This is a genomic window from Pseudorhizobium marinum (assembly GCF_000705355.1).
GTDB lineage: Bacteria > Pseudomonadota > Alphaproteobacteria > Rhizobiales > Rhizobiaceae > Neorhizobium > Neorhizobium pelagicum.
In genome coordinates this window covers 1-19,741 of the sequence record NZ_JMQK01000007.1, presented here as the reverse complement: position 1 = coordinate 19,741, position 19,741 = coordinate 1, and the positions used below count along the sequence as shown (strand labels likewise).

General features: G+C 62.8%; 19 protein-coding genes and 1 pseudogene. All 20 read right to left on the bottom strand.

All coding sequences use genetic code 11. The features are described 5' to 3' along the window. Positions 1-419: 419 nt before the first annotated feature. On the bottom strand, positions 420-689 hold the full coding sequence (locus tag EO99_RS0110575; protein ID WP_029618610.1) for a DUF1467 family protein: 270 nt from the start codon (positions 687-689) through the stop codon (positions 420-422). A 78-nt stretch (positions 690-767) separates the two neighbouring features. Beyond that, complete coding sequence (gene mce, locus EO99_RS0110570) at positions 768-1,172, bottom strand: methylmalonyl-CoA epimerase (protein ID WP_029618609.1); 405 nt, start codon at positions 1,170-1,172, stop codon at positions 768-770. A gap of 13 nt (positions 1,173-1,185) precedes the next feature. Beyond that, positions 1,186-2,853: a ribonuclease J gene (locus EO99_RS0110565; protein WP_029618608.1), complete on the bottom strand. Its 1,668-nt coding sequence runs from the start codon at positions 2,851-2,853 to the stop codon at positions 1,186-1,188. 6 nt (positions 2,854-2,859) lie between these two features. Further along, on the bottom strand, positions 2,860-3,630 hold the full coding sequence (locus EO99_RS0110560) for a biotin--[acetyl-CoA-carboxylase] ligase (RefSeq protein ID WP_051679803.1): 771 nt from the start codon (positions 3,628-3,630) through the stop codon (positions 2,860-2,862). Positions 3,631-3,632: 2 nt separating this feature from the next. Continuing rightward, positions 3,633-5,075: an NADH-quinone oxidoreductase subunit NuoN gene (gene nuoN, locus EO99_RS0110555; RefSeq protein WP_029618606.1), complete on the bottom strand. Its 1,443-nt coding sequence runs from the start codon at positions 5,073-5,075 to the stop codon at positions 3,633-3,635. 18 nt (positions 5,076-5,093) lie between these two features. Beyond that, positions 5,094-6,605 (bottom strand): NADH-quinone oxidoreductase subunit M, encoded by a 1,512-nt coding sequence (locus EO99_RS0110550; RefSeq protein WP_029618605.1) that lies wholly within the window; start codon positions 6,603-6,605, stop codon positions 5,094-5,096. After that, positions 6,605-8,605 carry an NADH-quinone oxidoreductase subunit L gene (gene nuoL, locus EO99_RS0110545; RefSeq protein ID WP_029618604.1) on the bottom strand — a complete coding sequence of 667 codons (2,001 nt, stop codon included), beginning with the start codon at positions 8,603-8,605 and terminating at the stop codon, positions 6,605-6,607. Before nuoL ends, EO99_RS0110550 begins: the two co-directional genes overlap by 1 nt. 7 nt (positions 8,606-8,612) lie before the next feature. Continuing rightward, entirely contained in the window at positions 8,613-8,921 is a 309-nt protein-coding gene (gene nuoK / locus EO99_RS0110540) for an NADH-quinone oxidoreductase subunit NuoK (protein WP_029618603.1), read from the bottom strand. A 24-nt stretch (positions 8,922-8,945) separates the two neighbouring features. Then, the gene (locus EO99_RS0110535) at positions 8,946-9,560 is read right to left on the bottom strand and encodes an NADH-quinone oxidoreductase subunit J (protein ID WP_029618602.1); all 615 of its coding nucleotides are present in this window, start codon (positions 9,558-9,560) and stop codon (positions 8,946-8,948) included. Between the two features lie 129 nt (positions 9,561-9,689). Further along, a complete protein-coding gene (gene nuoI / locus EO99_RS0110530; RefSeq protein ID WP_029618601.1) occupies positions 9,690-10,181 on the bottom strand; it encodes an NADH-quinone oxidoreductase subunit NuoI in 492 nt (163 codons plus the stop codon). Positions 10,182-10,220: 39 nt separating this feature from the next. Beyond that, complete coding sequence (nuoH, locus tag EO99_RS0110525) at positions 10,221-11,267, bottom strand: NADH-quinone oxidoreductase subunit NuoH (RefSeq protein WP_029618600.1); 1,047 nt, start codon at positions 11,265-11,267, stop codon at positions 10,221-10,223. Positions 11,268-11,275: 8 nt separating this feature from the next. Next, the gene (nuoG, locus tag EO99_RS0110520; RefSeq protein ID WP_029618599.1) at positions 11,276-13,357 is read right to left on the bottom strand and encodes an NADH-quinone oxidoreductase subunit NuoG; all 2,082 of its coding nucleotides are present in this window, start codon (positions 13,355-13,357) and stop codon (positions 11,276-11,278) included. 52 nt (positions 13,358-13,409) lie between these two features. Beyond that, entirely contained in the window at positions 13,410-14,045 is a 636-nt protein-coding gene (locus EO99_RS0110515) for a hypothetical protein (RefSeq protein ID WP_051679802.1), read from the bottom strand. Positions 14,046-14,049: 4 nt separating this feature from the next. Next, entirely contained in the window at positions 14,050-15,354 is a 1,305-nt protein-coding gene (gene nuoF, locus EO99_RS0110510) for an NADH-quinone oxidoreductase subunit NuoF (protein ID WP_029618597.1), read from the bottom strand. Positions 15,355-15,458: 104 nt separating this feature from the next. Then, positions 15,459-16,379, bottom strand: a pseudogene (gene nuoE / locus EO99_RS0110505) (NADH-quinone oxidoreductase subunit NuoE); the annotation flags it as partial. 74 nt (positions 16,380-16,453) lie between these two features. After that, positions 16,454-17,644: an NADH-quinone oxidoreductase subunit D gene (locus EO99_RS0110500; RefSeq protein ID WP_029618595.1), complete on the bottom strand. Its 1,191-nt coding sequence runs from the start codon at positions 17,642-17,644 to the stop codon at positions 16,454-16,456. A 74-nt stretch (positions 17,645-17,718) separates the two neighbouring features. Then, a complete protein-coding gene (locus tag EO99_RS0110495) occupies positions 17,719-18,321 on the bottom strand; it encodes an NADH-quinone oxidoreductase subunit C (RefSeq protein WP_029618594.1) in 603 nt (200 codons plus the stop codon). A gap of 16 nt (positions 18,322-18,337) precedes the next feature. Continuing rightward, positions 18,338-18,919: a NuoB/complex I 20 kDa subunit family protein gene (locus tag EO99_RS0110490; protein ID WP_029618593.1), complete on the bottom strand. Its 582-nt coding sequence runs from the start codon at positions 18,917-18,919 to the stop codon at positions 18,338-18,340. Then, positions 18,910-19,275 (bottom strand): NADH-quinone oxidoreductase subunit A, encoded by a 366-nt coding sequence (locus tag EO99_RS0110485; protein WP_029618592.1) that lies wholly within the window; start codon positions 19,273-19,275, stop codon positions 18,910-18,912. Before EO99_RS0110485 ends, EO99_RS0110490 begins: the two co-directional genes overlap by 10 nt. A gap of 240 nt (positions 19,276-19,515) precedes the next feature. Next, positions 19,516-19,741: hypothetical protein (locus EO99_RS28080; protein ID WP_210165077.1), on the bottom strand; the 226-nt coding region annotated here is incomplete at its 5' end.

The following is a 19,741-nucleotide window of genomic DNA, read 5'->3' as shown; positions in this document are numbered from 1 at the left end:
GCGGGAATCGGCCGTTTTCAAGCTGGCATTGGCAGCAGCGTCATAGCCGTTTCGGAGAAGGATGGAAACCCGCCTCGGGAAGGCGCACATCGTCCCGCGGCCGCCGGGGCGGCACCCAGATCAGACGAACAAGGCGAAATTTGTGACAGGCCTGCGACATTTTTGTCAACCGCAAAATTATCGCGGGAGTGTAACAAAAATACAAAAAACCAAGTGACAGGGCTTAATCTTTAGGCTAGGTTTAGCCCATAAAAGAGGCAAGGAGATCAAATCCTTGCTGATCGCGGTCAAGTCTTGGGAGGATCAGATCTTAGGCGCGCTCGTCGCAGCCCCGGCAACGGTTAAGGATCACGCGAAACTGGAACAAGGCCTCACGGCCTTGTTTTTTTTTGGCTTAGCGGCGCCCCGCTCCCTGGCAATCAGCGAAACTCGGGAACGATCCGCGGCAGGCTTGCAAGGCTGATGCCAAAATAGCTGGAGACGGCAAACCAGACCCCGTAAATGACAGCCGATACGAGCGTGGTGAGGATCAGGACCCGGCCCATGCGCATGCGCGCCGGCGCGCTGCCGACCGTTCCCAGCGTCACGTCACCCTCGTCGTCCTGGGACCGCATGCCAAGCGGCAGCACGGCAAAGAGCGTGATCCACCAGATGATGAAATAAACCGCGAAGATGGGTAGGAACGACATTCTGAACTTCCTGCTGGGCTTGCAGCGCTTATAGCGACATCCGTCGCTGCGTACAAACCCGGCCATAGAGGCGGACTGTCACACCTCCTCCAGCTCCACCAGCGTGCCGGCCATGTCCTTGGGGTGCAGGAAGAGCACCGGTTTCCCATGGGCGCCGGTTTTCGGGGTGCCGTCACCCAGGATCCTCATTCCGGCCAGCTGCAGCTGATCGCGTGCTGCAAGGATGTCGGCCACCTCGTAGCAGATGTGGTGCATGCCGCCGGAGGGGTTCTTCTCCAGGAAAGCCGCAAGCGGAGACCCCTCCCCCAGCGGCTCCAGGAGCTCCACCTTGGTGTTTTCCAGCTCGACGAAAACCACCGTCACGCCGTGCTCCGGCAGAGCCTGCGGCTGGGAGACCCGCGCATTCAGAAGGTCGCGATAGGTTGCCGTCGCCTGTGCCAGATCCGGCACGGCGATGGCGATATGGTTGACGCGTCCCAGCATGCGCGGCCCTCCGCTAGACCTTGTTGAGGAAGACGGTGACGATCGGCTTCTTGCCCCAGGCCTCATTGGCTGCCGAGCGCACAGCCCGGCGAACCGCCTCCCGCAGCATCCCCAGATCCTTGCGGCGTGCGCGGGGAATGCTCTCGACGGCGTTCAGCACGGCGTCATAGAGCGTGTCCTCCATCTCCTCGCCCTCGTGATCGAGCTCCGGCAGGCCGATGGCCGAGATGTCGGGATCGCCCAGGAAGTCGAAGCGGCTGTCGAGCAGCACGCCAACGGAAACATGGCCGACATAGGAGAGCTTGCGGCGATCGTCGATCCCCATCTCCTTGAGGTCGCCGATCAGCTTGCCGTCCTTGAAGACGCGGCCATGGGGGGCATCACCGATGACTTCGGCAGGACCCGGCGCGAGGCGCAGGATGTTGCCGTTGCGGACCTTCGGAATGGACGCGATGCCGGCCTGTGCGCCGAGTTCGGCCTGCGCCGTCAGATGGGCGGCTTCGCCATGGACCGGCACGAGGATCTGCGGGCGCGTCCACTCGTACATCCGCAGGAGTTCGTTGCGACGGGGATGGCCCGACACATGCACGAGCGCCTCGCGGTCGGTGACGATGTGAATGCCCTGCTCGATCAGGGCGTTCTTGATCTCGATGATCGGCTTCTCGTTGCCGGGAATGGTCCGCGACGAGAAGACGACCGTGTCGCCGGTTGCAAAGGCGACGTTGCGCATCTCGTCACGCGAGATCTTCGCCAGCGCTGCCCGCGGCTCTCCCTGGCTGCCGGTCAGGATGACGACCACCTTGTCGCGCGGGATATAGCCGAACTCATCCTCGGCGAGGAAGGGGGCGATGCCTTCCATCAGACCGACATCGCGGGCGACGCCGACCACCCGCTTCATGGAGCTCCCCAAAAGCAGGGTCTGCCGGCCAGCGGCATGGGCGGCCTGCGCGATCGAACGGATGCGTCCTACGTTGGAGGAGAAGGTGGTGATGGCCACCCTGCCCTCGGCACTCTCGATGATCTTGCGCAGCCCTTCCGAAACTTCCTCTTCCGAAGGCGAGACCCCATCGCGCTCGGCGTTGGTGGAATCGCACATCAGCGCCAGCACGCCCTCGTCCCCGACGGCGCGGAACCGCGCCTCGTCGGTGAACGGTCCAAGCGACGGCGCATCGTCGATCTTCCAGTCGCCGGTGTGCACGATATTGCCGAGCGGCGTCCGGATCACCAGCGACATCGGCTCGGGGATAGAGTGGTTGACGCCGATTGCCTCCACCTCGAACGGACCGACGTTGATGCGGTCGCCGGCCTTGAAGGGCGTGATCGGAATTTCCGGCCGGTTCCCCTCGTAGGCGCGCTTGGCTTCCAGCATCCCGGCGGTGAAGCCCGAGGCGTAGACGGGCACGTTCAGTCCGGGCCAGAGGTCGTTCAGGGCGCCGTAATGGTCCTCATGGGCATGGGTAATGATGATGCCCTTCAGGTTCTTGCGCTCGTTGGCGAGGAAGCGGATGTCTGGCAACACCAGATCGACACCCGGCAGGTCCGGACCGGGGAACGTCACACCGCAGTCGACCATGATCCACTGGCGCTTGCCTGGTACTCCGTAGCCATAGAGGGCGAGGTTCATGCCGATTTCGCCCACCCCACCGAGGGGGAGGAACACCAGTTCTTCTTGCTTGGCCATAATTCCTTATTCCGTTCTTTCAAAGAATACATCACCGGCGGCAATGGGCACAATCTGCCCGCCGCCCAAATTCAGCATCAGCAGGCCATCTGCCGCTATGCCATCGAAACGTCCTGTGAGAGATCTGTCGGGAAGGTTCACGGTTATCTTTTCGCCGACGCCGCAGGCCACATCGAGCCAGCGGCGGGTGATATCCGAGATCCCTCGACCTTCGTCCCAAATCTTAATTACAACCGCCATCTCTCTGAAAAGATGAGCAAACAATTCATCTGCCGTGATAAAGCATCCGTGTTCCTCCAGGCGCGTCACGGCATAGGGTGCCGTGTCGGGCTTGTGGCGGATGTTTATCCCGATGCCGATCACCAGAGCATGTCTGCCGTCCGGCAGCCCCTCGCCCTCGATCAGAATCCCGCAGGTCTTCTTCCGTCCGATGAGAATATCGTTCGGCCATTTCACCTCGACCGGCTCGGCGTCGCGCGGCATCACCGCGGAAACGGCGGCCTGCAGGCCGACAGCGACGGCCAGAGGAAGGGAGGCAATCCGATCCATGGGAGCGGGATTTATCAGCAACAGAGAGGCATATAGGTTGCCGGGCTCGGACGTCCAGACTCGGCCGCGTCTGCCACGACCGCTCGTCTGGCGCGTTGCGGTGATCCAGAGGTTGCCCGGATCACCCGCCCTGGCCCGCTCGAGGCATTCCGTGTTGGTGGAGCCTACGTCCTGCAGGGCTTCGTGGCGGAACGCTTCCAGGCAAAAGCGTTCCCCGTTTTCAGACATGCTCAGAAGAAGGACGCGGCAGCAGCATTCGCCGCGGAGCCGACCGGTCCACCAAAGATCACATAGGCGGTGACGAACAGACCCGAAAGACCGAACACCAGACGCAGTTCTCCGGGGACGCGGGCAAACTCGCCCGTGGCCTCATCGAACCACATCAGCTTGACGATGCGCAGGTAGTAGTAGGCGCCGACGACGGAGGACAGCACGCCGATGACCGCAAGGGCGTAGAGCTCGGCCTCGATGGCGGCGATGAAGACGAAGTACTTGGCAAAGAAGCCCGCGAGCGGCGGAATGCCGGCCATGGAGAACATCAGTGCCGTAAGCACCACCGCCATGAAAGGCTTCGTCGAGGCAAGGCCTGCCAGGTCATCGACGTTCTCGACGTTGTCGCCTTCCTTGCGGCGCATCGCCATGATGCAGGCGAAGGTGCCGAGCGTCATGACCATGTAGATGAGCATGTAGAGAATGACGCCAGAAACACCGGTCTCCGTCCCGGCGGCGAGACCCACCAGGGCAAAGCCCATGTGGCCGATGGAGGAATAGGCCATCAGCCGCTTGATGTTGCGCTGACCGATTGCGGCGAACGAACCGAGCAGCATGGAGGCGATCGACACGAAGACGAGGATCTGCTGCCAGTCGGCGACGAGCGGCAGGAAGGCGTCGGACACGATGCGCACGAGGATCGCCATGGCGGCAACCTTCGGACCGGCGGCGAAGAAGGCGGTCACAGGGGTCGGCGCGCCTTCGTAGACGTCCGGCGTCCACATGTGGAACGGCACGGCGGAAATCTTGAAGCAGAGACCGGCCAGCACGAAGACGAGGCCGAAGACCACGCCGAGCGAGCGCGTCTCGGAGGCCAGAACCAGAGCGATGCCGTCGAAGCCGGTATTGCCGGTGAAACCGTAGATCAGCGACATGCCGTAGAGCAGCATGCCCGACGACAGCGAGCCGAGCACGAAATACTTGAGGCCGGACTCCGTGGAGCGAAGGCTGTCGCGGTTGATCGCCGCGACGACGTAGAGCGACAGCGACATCAGTTCGAGACCGAGGTAGAGCGCCAGCAGGTCGTTTGCGGAAATCAGGAGCATCATGCCAAGCGTGGCGATCACCAGCAGAACCGGGAACTCGAAACGGTCGAGCTGCTCGGAACGGGCGTGGCCGACGGTCATGATCATGGCCGTCACCGAGCCGATCAGGGCCACAGCCTTCATGAACCGCGTGAAGGGATCCAGGACGAAGGCGCCGCCGAAGGCTACGCCCTCGCCCGGCACGAGGACCAGCCAGAGGCCGGACGCGATGATCAGGGCAACGGCCAGACCGGTCACGGTCGGGGCCGATCGTTCACCGGAAAAGACCCCGATCATCAGTAGCGCGAGCGCTCCCACGGCCAGGATGATCTCCGGCATGGCGAGCTGCAGGCTTGCGAGGAATAGTTCAGAGGTCATGTCCTGTCGTGTCCTGTCTCAATGCACCGTGAGTGCAAGATCTTGCGCTGCCTGCAGGGCCGCGGCGTAGTTGTTGACGAGCAGATCCACCGAGGCAGCCGTCGCATCGAAGATCGGGGCCGGATAGACGCCGTAGAAAATGGTCAGGGCGACCAGCGGATAGAGGATGAGCTTTTCACGGCCGGTGAGGTCGAGCAGGCCCTTGAGGCTTTCCTTCTCCAGCGCACCCCAGATCACCCGGCGATAGAGCCAGAGAGCGTAGGATGCCGACAGGATGACACCGGTTGCGGCGAAGAGCGCAACCCAGGTGTTGACCTGGAAGACACCCACGATCGTCAGGAATTCTCCGACGAATCCGGAGGTCCCGGGAAGGCCGACATTGGCCATGGTGAAGACCATGAAGGCCACCGCATACTTCGGCATGTTGTTGACGAGGCCGCCATAGGCGGAAATCTCGCGGGTGTGGAGCCGGTCATAGATGACGCCGACGCAGAGGAAGAGCGCGCCGGAGACGATGCCGTGCGACAGCATCTGGAAGATCGCGCCCTGCACGCCCTGCATGTTGGCCGCGAAGATACCCATGGTCACATAGCCCATGTGGGCAACCGAGGAATAGGCGATCAGCTTCTTGATGTCGTCCTGCATCATCGCCACCAGCGAGGTGTAGATGATGGCGAGAACCGAGAGCGTGAAGACGAAGGGCGCGAAGTAGTCGGACGCCAGCGGGAACATGGCCAGCGAAATCCGGATGAACCCGTAGCCGCCAAGCTTCAGCATGACGCCGGCCAGAATGACAGAGCCTGCGGTCGGGGCCTGGACGTGCGCGTCGGGAAGCCAGGTATGAACAGGCCACATCGGCATCTTGACGGCGAAGGCGGCAAAGCAGGCAAGCCACAGCCAGGTCTGCATGCCCGCCGGGAAATTGAAGCGGAGCAGCTCGGGGATGTCGGTGGTCCCGGCCTGCCAGTACATGGCCATGATGGCGAGCATCATCAGAACCGAGCCGGCGAGCGTATAAAGGAAGAACTTGTAGCTCGCGTAGACGCGGTCCTTGCCACCCCAGACGCCGATGATGACGAACATCGGGATCAGCGTCGCCTCGAAGAACACGTAGAAGAGAACGATGTCGAGCGCGACGAAGACGCCGACCATGACCACTTCCAGAAGCAGGAAGGCGATCATGTATTCCTTGAGGCGCGTCTGAACCGAGTGCCAGCTGGCCAGGATGCAGAACGGCATCAGGAAGGTCGTCAGGATGACGAACAGCATGGAGATGCCGTCGACGCCGAGATGATAGGAGATCCCCGTGCCGAGCCAGGCATGCTTCTCCACCATCTGGAAGCCCGGGTTCGAATTGTCGAAGCCGATCCAGATGAACAGCGACACGATGAACGTGAAGACCGTCGTCAGAAGCGAGACGTTGAGGATGTTGCGTCGGCCGTAGGCGCTGTCTTCACGGGTGAGGAGAAGAAGCAGCACGCCGACGAGCGGCAGGAAGGTGACCGTCGAGAGAATTGGCCAGTCGGTCATTAGATTGAGCTCCCGAGCATCATCCAGGTGACGAGGGCGGCGACGCCGATGAGCATCGCAAACGCGTAGTGATAAAGATAGCCGGACTGCAGGCGCACGACGCCGCGGGTCACCTCGACGACGCGGGCAGCGACGCCGTTCGGACCGTAGGTGTCGATGACGCCGATGTCACCCTTCTTCCACAGGAAGCGGCCGAGGCTCTTGGCCGAGCGCACGAACAGGAAGTCGTAGATCTCGTCGAAGTACCACTTGTTGAGCAGGAAGTTGTAGAGAAGGCTCTGCTGCTCGGCCAGCCGCTTCGGCGTGGAAGGCGACTTGATGTACATGTACCAGGCGGTGACGAAGCCAAGCGCCATCGCGACGAACGGGCTCCACTTCACCCACAGCGGCACGTGGTGGAATTCTTCGAGGATCTCGTTCTCCGGCAGCGTGAAGAGCGCACCCTTCCAGAACTCGCCGTATTCGTGACCGAAGAAATAGCCTTCGAACAGGACGCCGGCAACGACTGCACCGATGGCCAGCACGTAAAGCGGCACCAGCATGACCTGCGGCGATTCGTGGACGTGGTGCATCACGTCGGCCGAGGCCCGGGGCTTGCCGAAGAAGGTGAGGAAAGCCAGGCGCCACGAGTAGAAGCTCGTGAACAGGGCCGCGATGACGAGAAGCGTGAATGCGAAGCCCGAGGCCAGCGAATGCGAGGCATAGGCGGATTCGATGATCACGTCCTTGGAGAAGAAGCCGGCGAAGCCGAACATCGTGCCGGGAATGCCGACGCCGGTCAGCGCGAGCGTGCCGATCGTCATCATCCAGAAGGTGACGGGGATGTGCTTGCGCAGGCCACCCATGTAACGCATGTCCTGTTCGCCATCGACGGCGTGGATCACCGAGCCGGCGCCCAGGAACAGGAGCGCCTTGAAGAAGGCGTGCGTGAAGAGGTGGAAGATCGCCGCGCCATAGGCGCCGACACCGAGCGCCACGAACATGTAGCCGAGCTGCGAGCAGGTGGAATAGGCGATGACCCGCTTGATGTCGTTCTGCACGAGACCGACGGTCGCGGCGAAGAAGGCCGTGATCGCGCCGATCACGGTGACCACCAGCAGAGCGTCCGGCGACAGTTCGAAGATCGGAGACATGCGGGCGACGAGGAAGACGCCGGCGGTGACCATGGTCGCCGCATGGATGAGGGCCGAGACCGGGGTCGGGCCTTCCATGGCGTCCGGCAGCCAGGTGTGCAGCAGGAACTGCGCCGACTTGCCCATGGCGCCCATGAAGAGGAGAAGGCAGACGATCGTGAGCGCGCCGTAGCGGGTCACGTCCATGCCGAAGATGCTGGCGATCACGTCGCCACCTTCGGCCGCACCCTCGGCGGGAAGATAGCTGCCGGCAGCGGCAAAGATGGTTTCGAAGTTCAGCGATCCGAACAGCATGAAGATGCCGGCGATGCCGAGCAGGAAGCCGAAGTCGCCGACGCGATTGACGATGAAAGCCTTCATTGCAGCGGCGGAAGCCGAGGGCTTCTTGTACCAGAATCCGATCAGCAGGTAGGAGGCGAGACCGACGCCTTCCCAGCCGAAGAACATCTGCACCAGGTTGTCGGAGGTCACCAGCATCAGCATGGCGAAGGTAAAGAGCGACAGATAGGCGAAGAAGCGCGGCCGATGCGGGTCGTGGTGCATGTAGCCGATCGAATAGACGTGAACCAGCGTCGAGACCGTGTTGACGACGACGAACATGACCGCCGTCAGCGTGTCGATGCGGAAGGCCCACTCGATGTCGATGCCACCGGACTGGATCCAGCGCATGACGTCGACCTTGATCACCTCGCCGGCCTCACCGTGGGCCAGCGCGACGTTGAAGAAAACGATCCAGGACAGGATGGCCGCGACGATCATCAAGCCGCTGGTGATGTATTCGGATGCCTTGGCGCCGATCGAGCGGCCGAAAAGGCCGGCGATCAGGAAGCCGATCAGGGGAAGAAAGACGATAGCCTTGTAGATCATGACCCGATCAGCCCTTCATCATGTTGACGTCTTCGACCGCGATCGACCCGCGGTTGCGGTAGAAGACGACGAGAATTGCAAGCCCGATCGCAGCTTCCGCGGCCGCGACGGTCAGAATGAACAGTGCGAAGACCTGACCGACGATGTCGTTCAGGAAGGAAGAGAAGGCGACCATGTTGAGGTTGACCGACAGTAGGATCAGCTCGATCGACATCAGGATGATGATGACGTTCTTGCGGTTCAGAAAGATGCCGAAGACGCCCAGGATAAAGAGGATGGCGCTGACCGTCAGGTAGTGGGAGAGACCGATTTCCATGTTCGTATTCCTTCTTCGCCTACCTTAGATACCTTGACCGGGCTTGACCTTGACCACCTCGACGGCGGTTTCGGGCGTGCGCGCAACCTGTGCAGAAATGTCCTGGCGCTTGATGTTCTGCCGGTGACGCAGGGTCAGGACGATGGCGCCGATCATGGCGACCAGCAGCACCATCCCCGCGATCTGGAAGAAGTAGACGTAATGCGTGTAGAGCACGTCGCCGAGCACCGCCGTATTGGTTCGCACGAGCGGGTTCGGGATCGGCATGGTGATCGAGCTGGCGGCGACCGGCGTCAGCACGCTGCCGCCGATGACGACGATCAACTCCGCGGCCACGATCAGCCCGACCAGCACGCCGATGGGAGCATACTGAAGGACGCCCGACCGGAGCTCCGCAAAATCGATGTCGAGCATCATCACGACAAAGAGGAAGAGGACGGCGACGGCGCCGATGTAGACGACGAGCAGGATCATCGCCAGGAACTCGGCACCCGTCAGCAGGAACAGCCCCGCCGCGTTGAAGAAGACGAGGATCAGGAACAGAACCGAATGAACGGGGTTCTTTGCGGAGATGACCATGAAGGCCGAGGCCACAGCCACGAACGCGAAGAGATAGAAGAAAACAGCCTGCAGAGCCATTACGGTGCCTTTTCGTCCTTGTCGGGAACGGGCGCATGCCCCTCCCCGTTCGTCCCTGGCCAGATGTGCCGACCGGGAATGTCCGTTCACATTGTCACTCCGCCCGCGGATGCGGGCGGCTACGAATACTCACCGGTATGGCGCGTCCTGCGCCATGTTGCGGGCGATCTCGCGCTCCCAGCGGTCGCCGTTGTCGAGCAGACGCGCCTTGTCGTAGTAGAGCTCCTCGCGGGTCTCCGTCGAGAACTCGAAGTTCGGACCCTCGACGATCGCATCGACCGGGCAGGCTTCCTGGCAGAAACCGCAGTAGATGCACTTCACCATGTCGATGTCGTAGCGCACCGTGCGGCGGGTGCCGTCGTTGCGCCGCGGGCCGGCCTCGATGGTGATCGCCTGGGCGGGACAGATCGCCTCGCATAGCTTGCAGGCGATGCAGCGCTCTTCGCCGTTCGGGTAGCGGCGCAGGACGTGCTCGCCCCGGAACCGCGGCGATACCGGGTTCTTCTCGAACGGATAGTTGATCGTCGCCTTCGGCTTGAAGAAGTAGCGCATCGACAGGAAGAAAGCCGAGACGAACTCCTTCAGGAACAGCGAGTTGACGGTCTGAGTAAGACTTGCCATCGTTATTCTCCAGTGCGGGTCAAAGCGAGAGAGGGCATGTTATGCCCACCCCATCAGCTTGAGCACGAATGCGGTGATGATGACCATGGCGAGCGAGAGCGGAAGGAAGACCTTCCAGCCCAGCCGCATCAGCTGGTCGTAGCGGTAGCGCGGGACGAATGCCTTCACCATCGAGTAGCCGAAGAAGATCAGCAGCACCTTCATGATGAACCAGACGATGCCCGGGACCCAGTTGAGGATCCAGATGTCGACCGGCGGCAGCCAGCCCCCAAGGAAGAGGATCGTCGTCAGCGAGCAGATCAGCAGGATAGCCGCATATTCGCTGAGCATAAGCATCATGTACGGCGCCGAGGAGTATTCGACCATGTAGCCGGCGACGAGCTCCGATTCCGCTTCCGGAAGATCGAAGGGCGGACGGTTGGTTTCGGCAAGTCCCGAGATGAAGAAGATGATGAACATCGGGAAGAGCGGCAGCCAGTGCCAGTCAAGGAACGAGGCCGGCAGACCCATCATCGTGCCGAGGCCGTCCCGCTGGGCAAAGACCATGTCGGAAAGATTGAGCGAGCCGACGCAGAGCAGAACCGTGACGAGGACGAAGCCGATCGAGACTTCATAGGAGACCATCTGCGCCGCCGAGCGCAGCGCGCCGAGGAAGGGATACTTCGAGTTCGACGCCCAGCCGGCCATGATGATCCCGTAGACCTCCAGCGAAGAGATCGCGAAGATGTAGAGGATGCCGACGTTGATGTTGGCGATCACCCAGTTCTCGTTGAACGGGATCACGGCCCAGGTGGCGAGCGCCAGCGTCACCGAGACGAGCGGCGCCAGCAGGAAGACCCCCTTGTTGGCACCCGAGGGGATGATCGGCTCCTTGAAGACGAACTTCAGCAGATCCGCGAAGGACTGGAAGAGACCCCAGGGGCCGACGACGTTGGGGCCGCGACGCAGCTGCACGGCCGCCCAGACCTTGCGGTCGGCGTATAGGATGTAGGCGATGAAGACCAGGAGACAGACGAGGACCAGCAGCGACTGGGCAATCATCACCAGCGCGGGCCAACCGTAGGTCGAGAAGAATGTATCGTCCATAATTCCTGTTACTCCGCCGCAGCCTTGAAATTGTCGCGGGCCAATGCCGAGCATTCGGCCATCACGGCCGACGCGCGGGCAATTGGGTTCGTCAAATAGAAGTCTTTGATCGGCGACGCAAATCCAGACTTGCTCATCTCACCGGCTTTTTCGCCAAGTGCGGCGATTTCGCTGACGTTGCCCACCGCAATCTCGTCCAGAGCGGCAAAATGCGGGTAGGCCTCATAGAGCTTGGCGCGCAATGCGTAGAGAGAATCAAACGGCAGCTTCTGGCCCAGCACGTCCGACAGAGCGCGGATGATCGCCCAGTCCTCACGGGCCTCACCCGGCGCAAAGCCTGCCCGGTTGCCCATCTGGACGCGCCCTTCGGTGTTGACCCAGGTACCGGATTTTTCGGTATAGGCTGCCGCCGGCAGGATGACGTCGGCATGATGCGCACCGGCGTCGCCGTGGCTGCCGATGTAGACGGTGAACTTCGCACCCTTGCGGGAGAAGTCCAGCTCGTCGGCACCGAGCAGGAAGAGGACATCCATGCCGGTCAGCATCTCGGCTGCATTGACGCCCTTGGCGCCGGGCACGAAGCCGAGATCGAGACCGCCGACACGCGAGGCTGCCGTATGCAGGACGCCAAAGCCGTTCCATTCGTCCGTCAGCGCACCGACGGCGTTTGCCAGCTTCGATGCGGCGTTCAGGATGGCAGCGCCATCGGCACGTGTCAGGGCGCCCTGCCCGACGATGATCATCGGGTTCTTGGCGTTGCGCAGCTTGTCGAGGAAGTCGCCGGTACCATTGACGAGTTCGCCCAGGGTGTCGGGGCCTGATCCGAGGTACTCGTAGTCGTAGCGCAGATCGCCACCCTCGCCGATCACGCCGATCGGGAAGTTGCCGCGGCGCCAGCGCTTGCGAATGCGGGCGTTCAGCACTGCCGCCTCGAGCCGCGGGTTGGCGCCGATCAGGAGAAGCGCGTCGGCCCGGTCGATGCCTTCGATGGTCGGGTTGAACAGGTAGCTGGCGCGGCCGAGCGACGGGTCGAGCGCAACACCATCCTGGCGGCAGTCGAGGTTGTCGGAGCCGAGCGAGCGGATCAGCTCCTTCAGGGCGTACATTTCTTCGACGGCGGCAAGGTCGCCGGCAATCGCGCCGATCTTGTCGGCCGAGGTGGCCGACACGGCGGCCTTGATGGCAGCGAAGGCTTCGCCCCAGCTGGCGGCCTGCAGGCGGCCGTCGCGGCGCACGTAGGGCCGGTCGAGGCGCTGCGTCTTCAGCCCGTCCCAGATGAAGCGGGTCTTGTCGGAGATCCACTCCTCGTTCACCTGCTCGTTGATGCGCGGCATGATGCGCATGACTTCGCGGCCGCGCGTATCGACGCGGATGGCGGAGCCCAGCGCATCCATGACGTCGATCGACTCGGTCTTGCCGAGTTCCCACGGCCGCGCCGTGAAGGCGAAGGGCCGCGAGGTCAGCGCGCCGACGGGGCAGAGGTCGATGACATTGCCCTGCAGCTCGGAGGTCATGGCGTGTTCGAGATAGGTCGTGATCTCGGCGTCCTCGCCGCGGCCGATCAGGCCGAGCTCGGAAATGCCGCCGACTTCCGTCGTGAAGCGGACGCAGCGCGTGCAGTGAATGCAGCGGTTCATCACGGTCTTGACGAGCGGGCCGATGTATTTGTCTTCGACGGCGCGCTTGTTCTCCGTGTAGCGGGAGGCGTCCATGCCGAAGGCCATGGCCTGGTCCTGCAGGTCGCATTCGCCGCCCTGGTCGCAGATCGGGCAATCCAGCGGGTGGTTGATGAGCAGGAACTCCATCACCCCTTCACGGGCCTTCTTGACCATCGGCGTGTTGGTATAGACCTCCGGCAGTTCGCCGTTCGGGCCGGGACGGACGTCGCGCACGCCCATGGCGCAGGAGGCGGCGGGCTTCGGGGGACCGCCTTTCACCTCGACCAGACACATGCGGCAGTTGCCCGCCACGGACAGGCGCTCGTGGAAACAGAAACGCGGAACCTCGGCGCCGGCTTCCTCGCACGCCTGCAACAGCGTGAAATGATCCGGAACCTCGATTTCCTTGCCGTCAACCTTCAGCTTTGCCATCGTCTCACTTACGTCCTGTGTTCATCCCGCGGCCTGAAGCCGGGGAAAATCCTTACTCTGCCAGCTTCCTGGCCTGGCCGACCCAGTCGTCCCTGCCGATGCGCCCATCGAGCCCGAGAGCCTCGTCGAATTTGGCAATATCGTCCTCGCTCCACGAAGCGATCTGAGCGAGGCGGCTCACACCGTTTTCCTGCAGCACCTGTTCAAGCTTCGGACCGATCCCCTTGATCTTCTTCAGGTCTTCCGTCTTGGCGTCGGCTGCAGGCTTGCTGGCCGGCTTTGCCTTGGCGGTGCGCTTCGGCTGCGCCTTGGGTTCTGTCCTGGCCTTCGCAACCTTGGCCGCCGGAGCGCCGGCCGTCTTCTGACGCGGCGCTCTGGGCTTTGGAGCGGGAGCCGGTTCGGCGGGCGTCTGCGCCGTCTTTTCCGGCGGCGCGGCGACCCCACTCGTCTCCTGTGCGCTGTTCAGGCGCTTCGAGGTTTCCAGGGCGCTCTGGAGCGCACCGAAGAAGGCGCTGGCGAACTGGCTGGTGATCGTCAACCCGACCGCCGTTGCGGTCGCCATGGCGGCGGCCGACTGCGCCATCAATGGGTTCATGGCCAGAGCTTCGGCGAAAGGCGCGCGCGCGGGATCGGCCGCAGGCTTGTCTGCCGCCGCCTTCCCCTCGGGTCCTGTCACCGGTTGCTTCACCAGATTACTCCGCGGCTTCCATGACGGCGCCATGCGCCATCGCGTTGTGGGTATAGCGATCGATGCGCGCCTCGATCTCCGGACGGAAATTGCGGATCAGGCCCTGGACCGGCCAGGCCGCAGCATCGCCGAGCGCGCAGATGGTATGGCCTTCGATCTGCTTCGACACCTGCAACAGCATGTCGATTTCACGCTTCTGGGCGTTGCCGGTCACCATGCGCTCCATCACCCGCCACATCCAGCCGGTGCCTTCGCGGCACGGCGTGCACTGGCCGCAGCTTTCGTGCTTGAAGAAGGCCGAGAGGCGGGCGATCGCCTTGATGACATCCGTCGACTTGTCCATGACGATGATCGCCGCGGTGCCGAAGGACGACTTCTTCTCGCGCATGCCGTCGAAGTCCATGATCGCGTCTTCCATGTCCTCGCCCCGGATGATCGGGCAGGAGGCGCCGCCTGGAATGACCGCCATCAGATTGTCCCAGCCGCCGCGCACGCCGCCGGCGTGCTTCTCGATCAGCTCCCGGAAGGGGATGCTCATCGCCTCTTCCACGGTGCAGGGCTTGTTGACGTGGCCGGAGATCATGAACAGCTTGGTGCCGACGTTGTTCGGGCGACCGATCGACGAGAACCAGCCGGCGCCGCGGCGCAGGATGGTCGGCGCAACAGCAATCGACTCGACGTTGTTGACGGTCGTCGGGCAGCCGTAGAGGCCCATGTTGGCCGGGAACGGCGGCTTCAGGCGCGGCTGACCCTTCTTGCCTTCCAGGCTCTCCAGGAGCGCCGTCTCTTCGCCGCAGATATAGGCGCCGGCGCCGTGATGCACGAAGACGTCGAAGTCCCAGCCGTTCTTGTTGTTCGTGCCGAGGAGACCGGCGTCGTAGCACTCGTCGATGGCCGCCTGCAGCGCCTCGCGCTCGCGCATGTATTCGCCGCGAACGTAGATGTAGGCGGTATGGGCGCCCATGGCGAAACCGGCGATGACGCAGCCTTCGATCAGCGTGTGCGGATCATGGCGGAGGATCTCGCGGTCCTTGCAGGTACCCGGCTCCGATTCGTCGGCATTGACGACGAGGTAATGCGGCCGGCCGTCGGATTCCTTGGGCATGAAGGACCACTTGAGACCGGTCGGGAAGCCGGCGCCGCCGCGGCCGCGCAGGCCCGACGCCTTCATCTCGTCGATGATCCAGTCGCGGCCCTTCTCGATGATCTGCTTGGTACCGTCCCAGTGGCCGCGGCTCATCGCGCCCTTCAGGGACTTGTCCTTGAGACCGTAGATATTGGTAAAGATGCGATCCTGGTCTTTTAGCATGATCTATTCCACCGGTCCGCCGACATCCGAGGTCGGCCATTGATATGCATCATGCGGCCAACGGCATGGCCACACAACAATAGCATTGCTTACGAAGTCTCACCGTCCGGCGAGGGCTTCTTGCGTGTGCGCTTCGGCTTGGCGTCGCCCGAGACGGCACCCGGCTCCGGCGGCGCGCCTTCGGCGGCGCTGCCGGCGCGCTTGCGGTCGGGCTTCGCCGTCGCCTTCGTTCCCGACAGCGGCTGCTTCTCCGCCGTCTCGACGCGCTCCTGGGAGCCGGCCTTGTCTGTGACCGGCGTCTTGATCGACTTGTCACCCTCTTCCGCCGTGTCCTTGGCGCGACCGGCATCGGTCGGCGCCATGGGGGCTGATTGGGCCTCCGGCTTCGACTCCAGGTTGGTGCGCACCGGCTTGATCTCTTCCGTCAGCGTCGTCGGGCCGCCGACGGGGGCAGACACCAGACGGTCCACCTGCGGACCGGGCGTGATTTCATTGCCCCGTCCGGCGTGGAAGCGATCGATGATGTGCTCGAGCTGCGTCGGCGTCAGGTCCTCATAGGCATCCTTGAAGATCATCACCATCGGCGCGTTGACGCAGGCGCCCTGACATTCGACCTCTTCCCAGGACAGCGTGCCGTCCTCGTTGAGGTGGAGAGGGTCGGCGTGGATCTTGCTCTTGCAGACCTTGATCAGGTCCTCGGCGCCGCGCAGCATGCAGGGCGTCGTGCCGCAGACCTGCACGTGGGCGCGGGTGCCGACCGGCTTAAGCTGGAACTGGGTGTAGAAGGTCGCCACTTCCAGGACGCGGATGAAGGCCATGTCGAGCTTCTGCGCGACGAATTCGATGGCCGCGCGCGTCACCCAGCCGTCCTGCTCCTGGGCCCGCATCAGAAGCGGGATCACGGCGGACTGCTGACGCCCCTCCGGATACTTGCGGATGGTGGCCTCGGCCCAGCCGGCATTCTCCTCGTTGAAGGCGAAGGCTGACGGTTGGACATTGTCTTCGGCTAGTCGACGAACGGACATTCTTTCTTACGCCTTATCAGTCTTGGAACCGCACTGCCCCGAAGCAGCGCCTGTTGAAGCCACGAAGCGGGTCATCAGCGATCCACCTCGCCGAACACGATGTCGAGCGAACCGAGGATCGCCGAGACGTCGGCGAGCTGGTGGCCGCGGCACATGAAGTCCATCGCCTGCAGATGGGCATAGCCCGGCGCGCGGATCTTCAGGCGGTAGGGCTTGTTGGTACCGTCGGCGACGAGATAGACGCCGAACTCGCCCTTGGGCGCCTCGACGGCCGCATACACTTCGCCGGCCGGCACGTGGTAGCCTTCCGTGTAGAGCTTGAAGTGGTGGATCAGCGCTTCCATCGAGCGCTTCATCTCGCCACGCTTCGGCGGCACGACCTTGCCGTCCAGCGACGACACGGGGCCGACCTTGGCGTCGCCCATCAGGCGGTTGACGCACTGCTTCATGATCTTCACGGATTCGCGCATCTCGATCATGCGGATCACGTAGCGGTCGAAACAGTCGCCGTTCTTGCCGATCGGGATGTCGAAGTCCATGTCGGCGTAGCATTCGTAGGGCTGCGACTTGCGCAGGTCCCAGGCAGCGCCGGAGCCGCGCACCATGACGCCCGAGAAGCCCCAGGCCCAGCAGTCTTCCAGCGACACGACGCCGATGTCGACGTTGCGCTGCTTGAAGATGCGGTTGCCGGTCAAAAGCTCGTCGATGTCGTCCAGCGTGCCGAGGAAGGGATCGCACCAGGCGCCGATGTCTTCCACCAGCTCCGGCGGCAGGTCCTGGTGGACACCGCCCGGGCGGAAGTAGGCCGCATGCATGCGCGAACCGGAGGCGCGCTCGTAGAAGACCATCAGCTTCTCGCGCTCCTCGAAGCCCCAGAGCGGCGGCGTCAGCGCGCCGACGTCCATGGCCTGCGTGGTAACGTTGAGCAGATGCGACAGGATGCGGCTGATCTCGGAATAGAGCACGCGGATCAGCTGGCCGCGGATCGGGATCTCGAGGCCGAGCAGTTTTTCCACCGCCAGACAGTAGGCATGCTCCTGGACCATCGGCGCGACATAGTCGAGGCGATCGAAATAGGGCAGCGCCTGCAGGTAGGTCTTCGTCTCGATCAGCTTCTCGGTGCCGCGGTGCAGCAGGCCGATGTGCGGATCGACCCGCTCGACGATCTCGCCGTCGAGCTCCAGCACAAGCCGCAACACGCCGTGCGCCGCCGGATGCTGCGGTCCGAAGTTGATGTTGAAGTTGCGGACGTTGTGTTCGTTCATTCTGTCAGCTCCATGCCGAGCGGCCATGCCGTACGGCGGAATGAAAAGCAGCGACGGCGCCGAGACGCCGCTTTCTAAACTTTTGCCTTCTCGTCGCCGGGAAGGACATAGTCGGTCCCCTCCCAGGGCGAAAGGAAATCGAAGCTGCGGAACTCCTGGCGCAGCTCCACCGGCTCATACACAACACGCTTGGCGGCATCGTCGTAGCGAACTTCCACGAACCCCGTCGTCGGGAAATCCTTGCGCAGCGGATGGCCCTCGAAGCCGTAGTCGGTGAGGATGCGGCGCAGGTCCGGGTGGCCGGTGAACAGGATGCCGTACATGTCCCAGGCTTCGCGTTCGAACCAGTCGGCGCCCGGATAGACGCCGAAGGCCGACGGGACGGGTTCGTCCTCGGCCACCAGCACCTTGATGCGGATGCGCGTGTTCTGGCGCGGCGACAGCAGATGGTAGACGACGTCGAAGCGCTTTTCGCGCTGCGGCCAGTCGACGCCACAGATGTCGATGAAGTTGATGAACCCGCACTGCACGTCGTCGCGCAGAAAGGTCAGCAACGGGATAAGCTTCTCCGGCGTCGTCATGACCGTCAGTTCGCCAAAGGCGATGTCGGCCGATTCCACCAGTTCCGGATGCATTTCGGCAATATGCGCCGAGAGGTCTCTGAGGGCTTCGCTCATGTCGGTGTCCTTGCCCTTAGCGCTCGATCGTGCCGGTACGGCGGATCTTCTTCTGCAGCAGAAGCACGCCGTAAAGCAGTGCCTCTGCCGTGGGGGGACAGCCCGGTACATAGATGTCCACCGGCACGATGCGGTCGCAGCCCCGTACCACGGAGTAGGAATAGTGGTAGTAGCCACCGCCGTTGGCGCAGGAGCCCATCGAGATCACGTAGCGCGGCTCGGGCATCTGGTCGTAGACCTTGCGCAGCGCCGGCGCCATCTTGTTGGTGAGCGTGCCCGCGACGATCATCACGTCGGACTGGCGTGGTGAGGCGCGCGGCGCAAAGCCGAAGCGCTCCGCGTCATAGCGCGGCATCGACATCTGCATCATCTCGACAGCGCAACAGGCGAGACCGAAGGTCATCCACATCAGCGAGCCGGTGCGCGCCCAGGTGATCAACTCGTCGGTCGAGGTCACGAGGAAGCCCTTGTCGGCGAGCTCGTTGTTGATCTCGCCGAAGAAACGGTCATCGCTGCCGACCGGCTTGCCGGTGGCAGGATCGATGATGCCCTTGGGTTGTGGCGCGACGAGGGTGTTGCCGTGATCGACTACTCCCATTCCAGCGCTCCTTTCTTCCACTCATAAATGAAGCCGACCGTGAGGACGGCGAGGAATACCATCATCGACCAGAAGCCGAACCAGCCGATCTCGCCGAAGGACACCGCCCAGGGGAACATGAAGGCCACTTCCAGATCGAAAATGATGAACAGGATCGACACCAGGTAGAACCGGATGTCGAATTTCATGCGGGCGTCGTCGAAGGCGTTGAAGCCGCATTCGTAGGCCGAGAGCTTTTCCGAGTCGGGCGCCTTGTAGGCGACGGCGAACGGGGCAATCAGCAGAGCCAGTCCGATCACGAGAGCAATACCAATGAAGATTGCAATCGGGATGTAGGCAGTGAGGAGTTCACTCATGGTAGTCGATCCCTGCTTGCCGGTAGCGCCGGGCGGCGCTCGATCAACAATGCACGGGCAAAGCGAACGTGCATTGCAATTGGCCCGTGACTACCGCAGCGCACGCCCGCACGCAAGACATTTAGCGACCGCCGCTTGCGCCCAAACGGCACAGTTGCACAGGAACATCCGGGGCAGCCGGACGCTTTGCCGCGCAGCCCAAGGGAAGGCGCAGAAACCGCATCGAAACCTGATATCATCTTACAAAGTCGCGACGGCCTGAAAAGGCCACAAAAAGCGAGAGCGGCGCATGGCCGCCGGGAGAATCAGTCGATCAGCCGCAATCGACCCGGAGCCGAAGATGGGTGCGCTCCCCTGCCCTCGCAAGAGAATCGACCGCCATTTTTTAGAAAACTCTAAAATAAAAAACCGGCGCACGGCTGGCAGCGTTTTCAGCAACAGTCGGGAGGGAGGAAGAGGGTGAAAC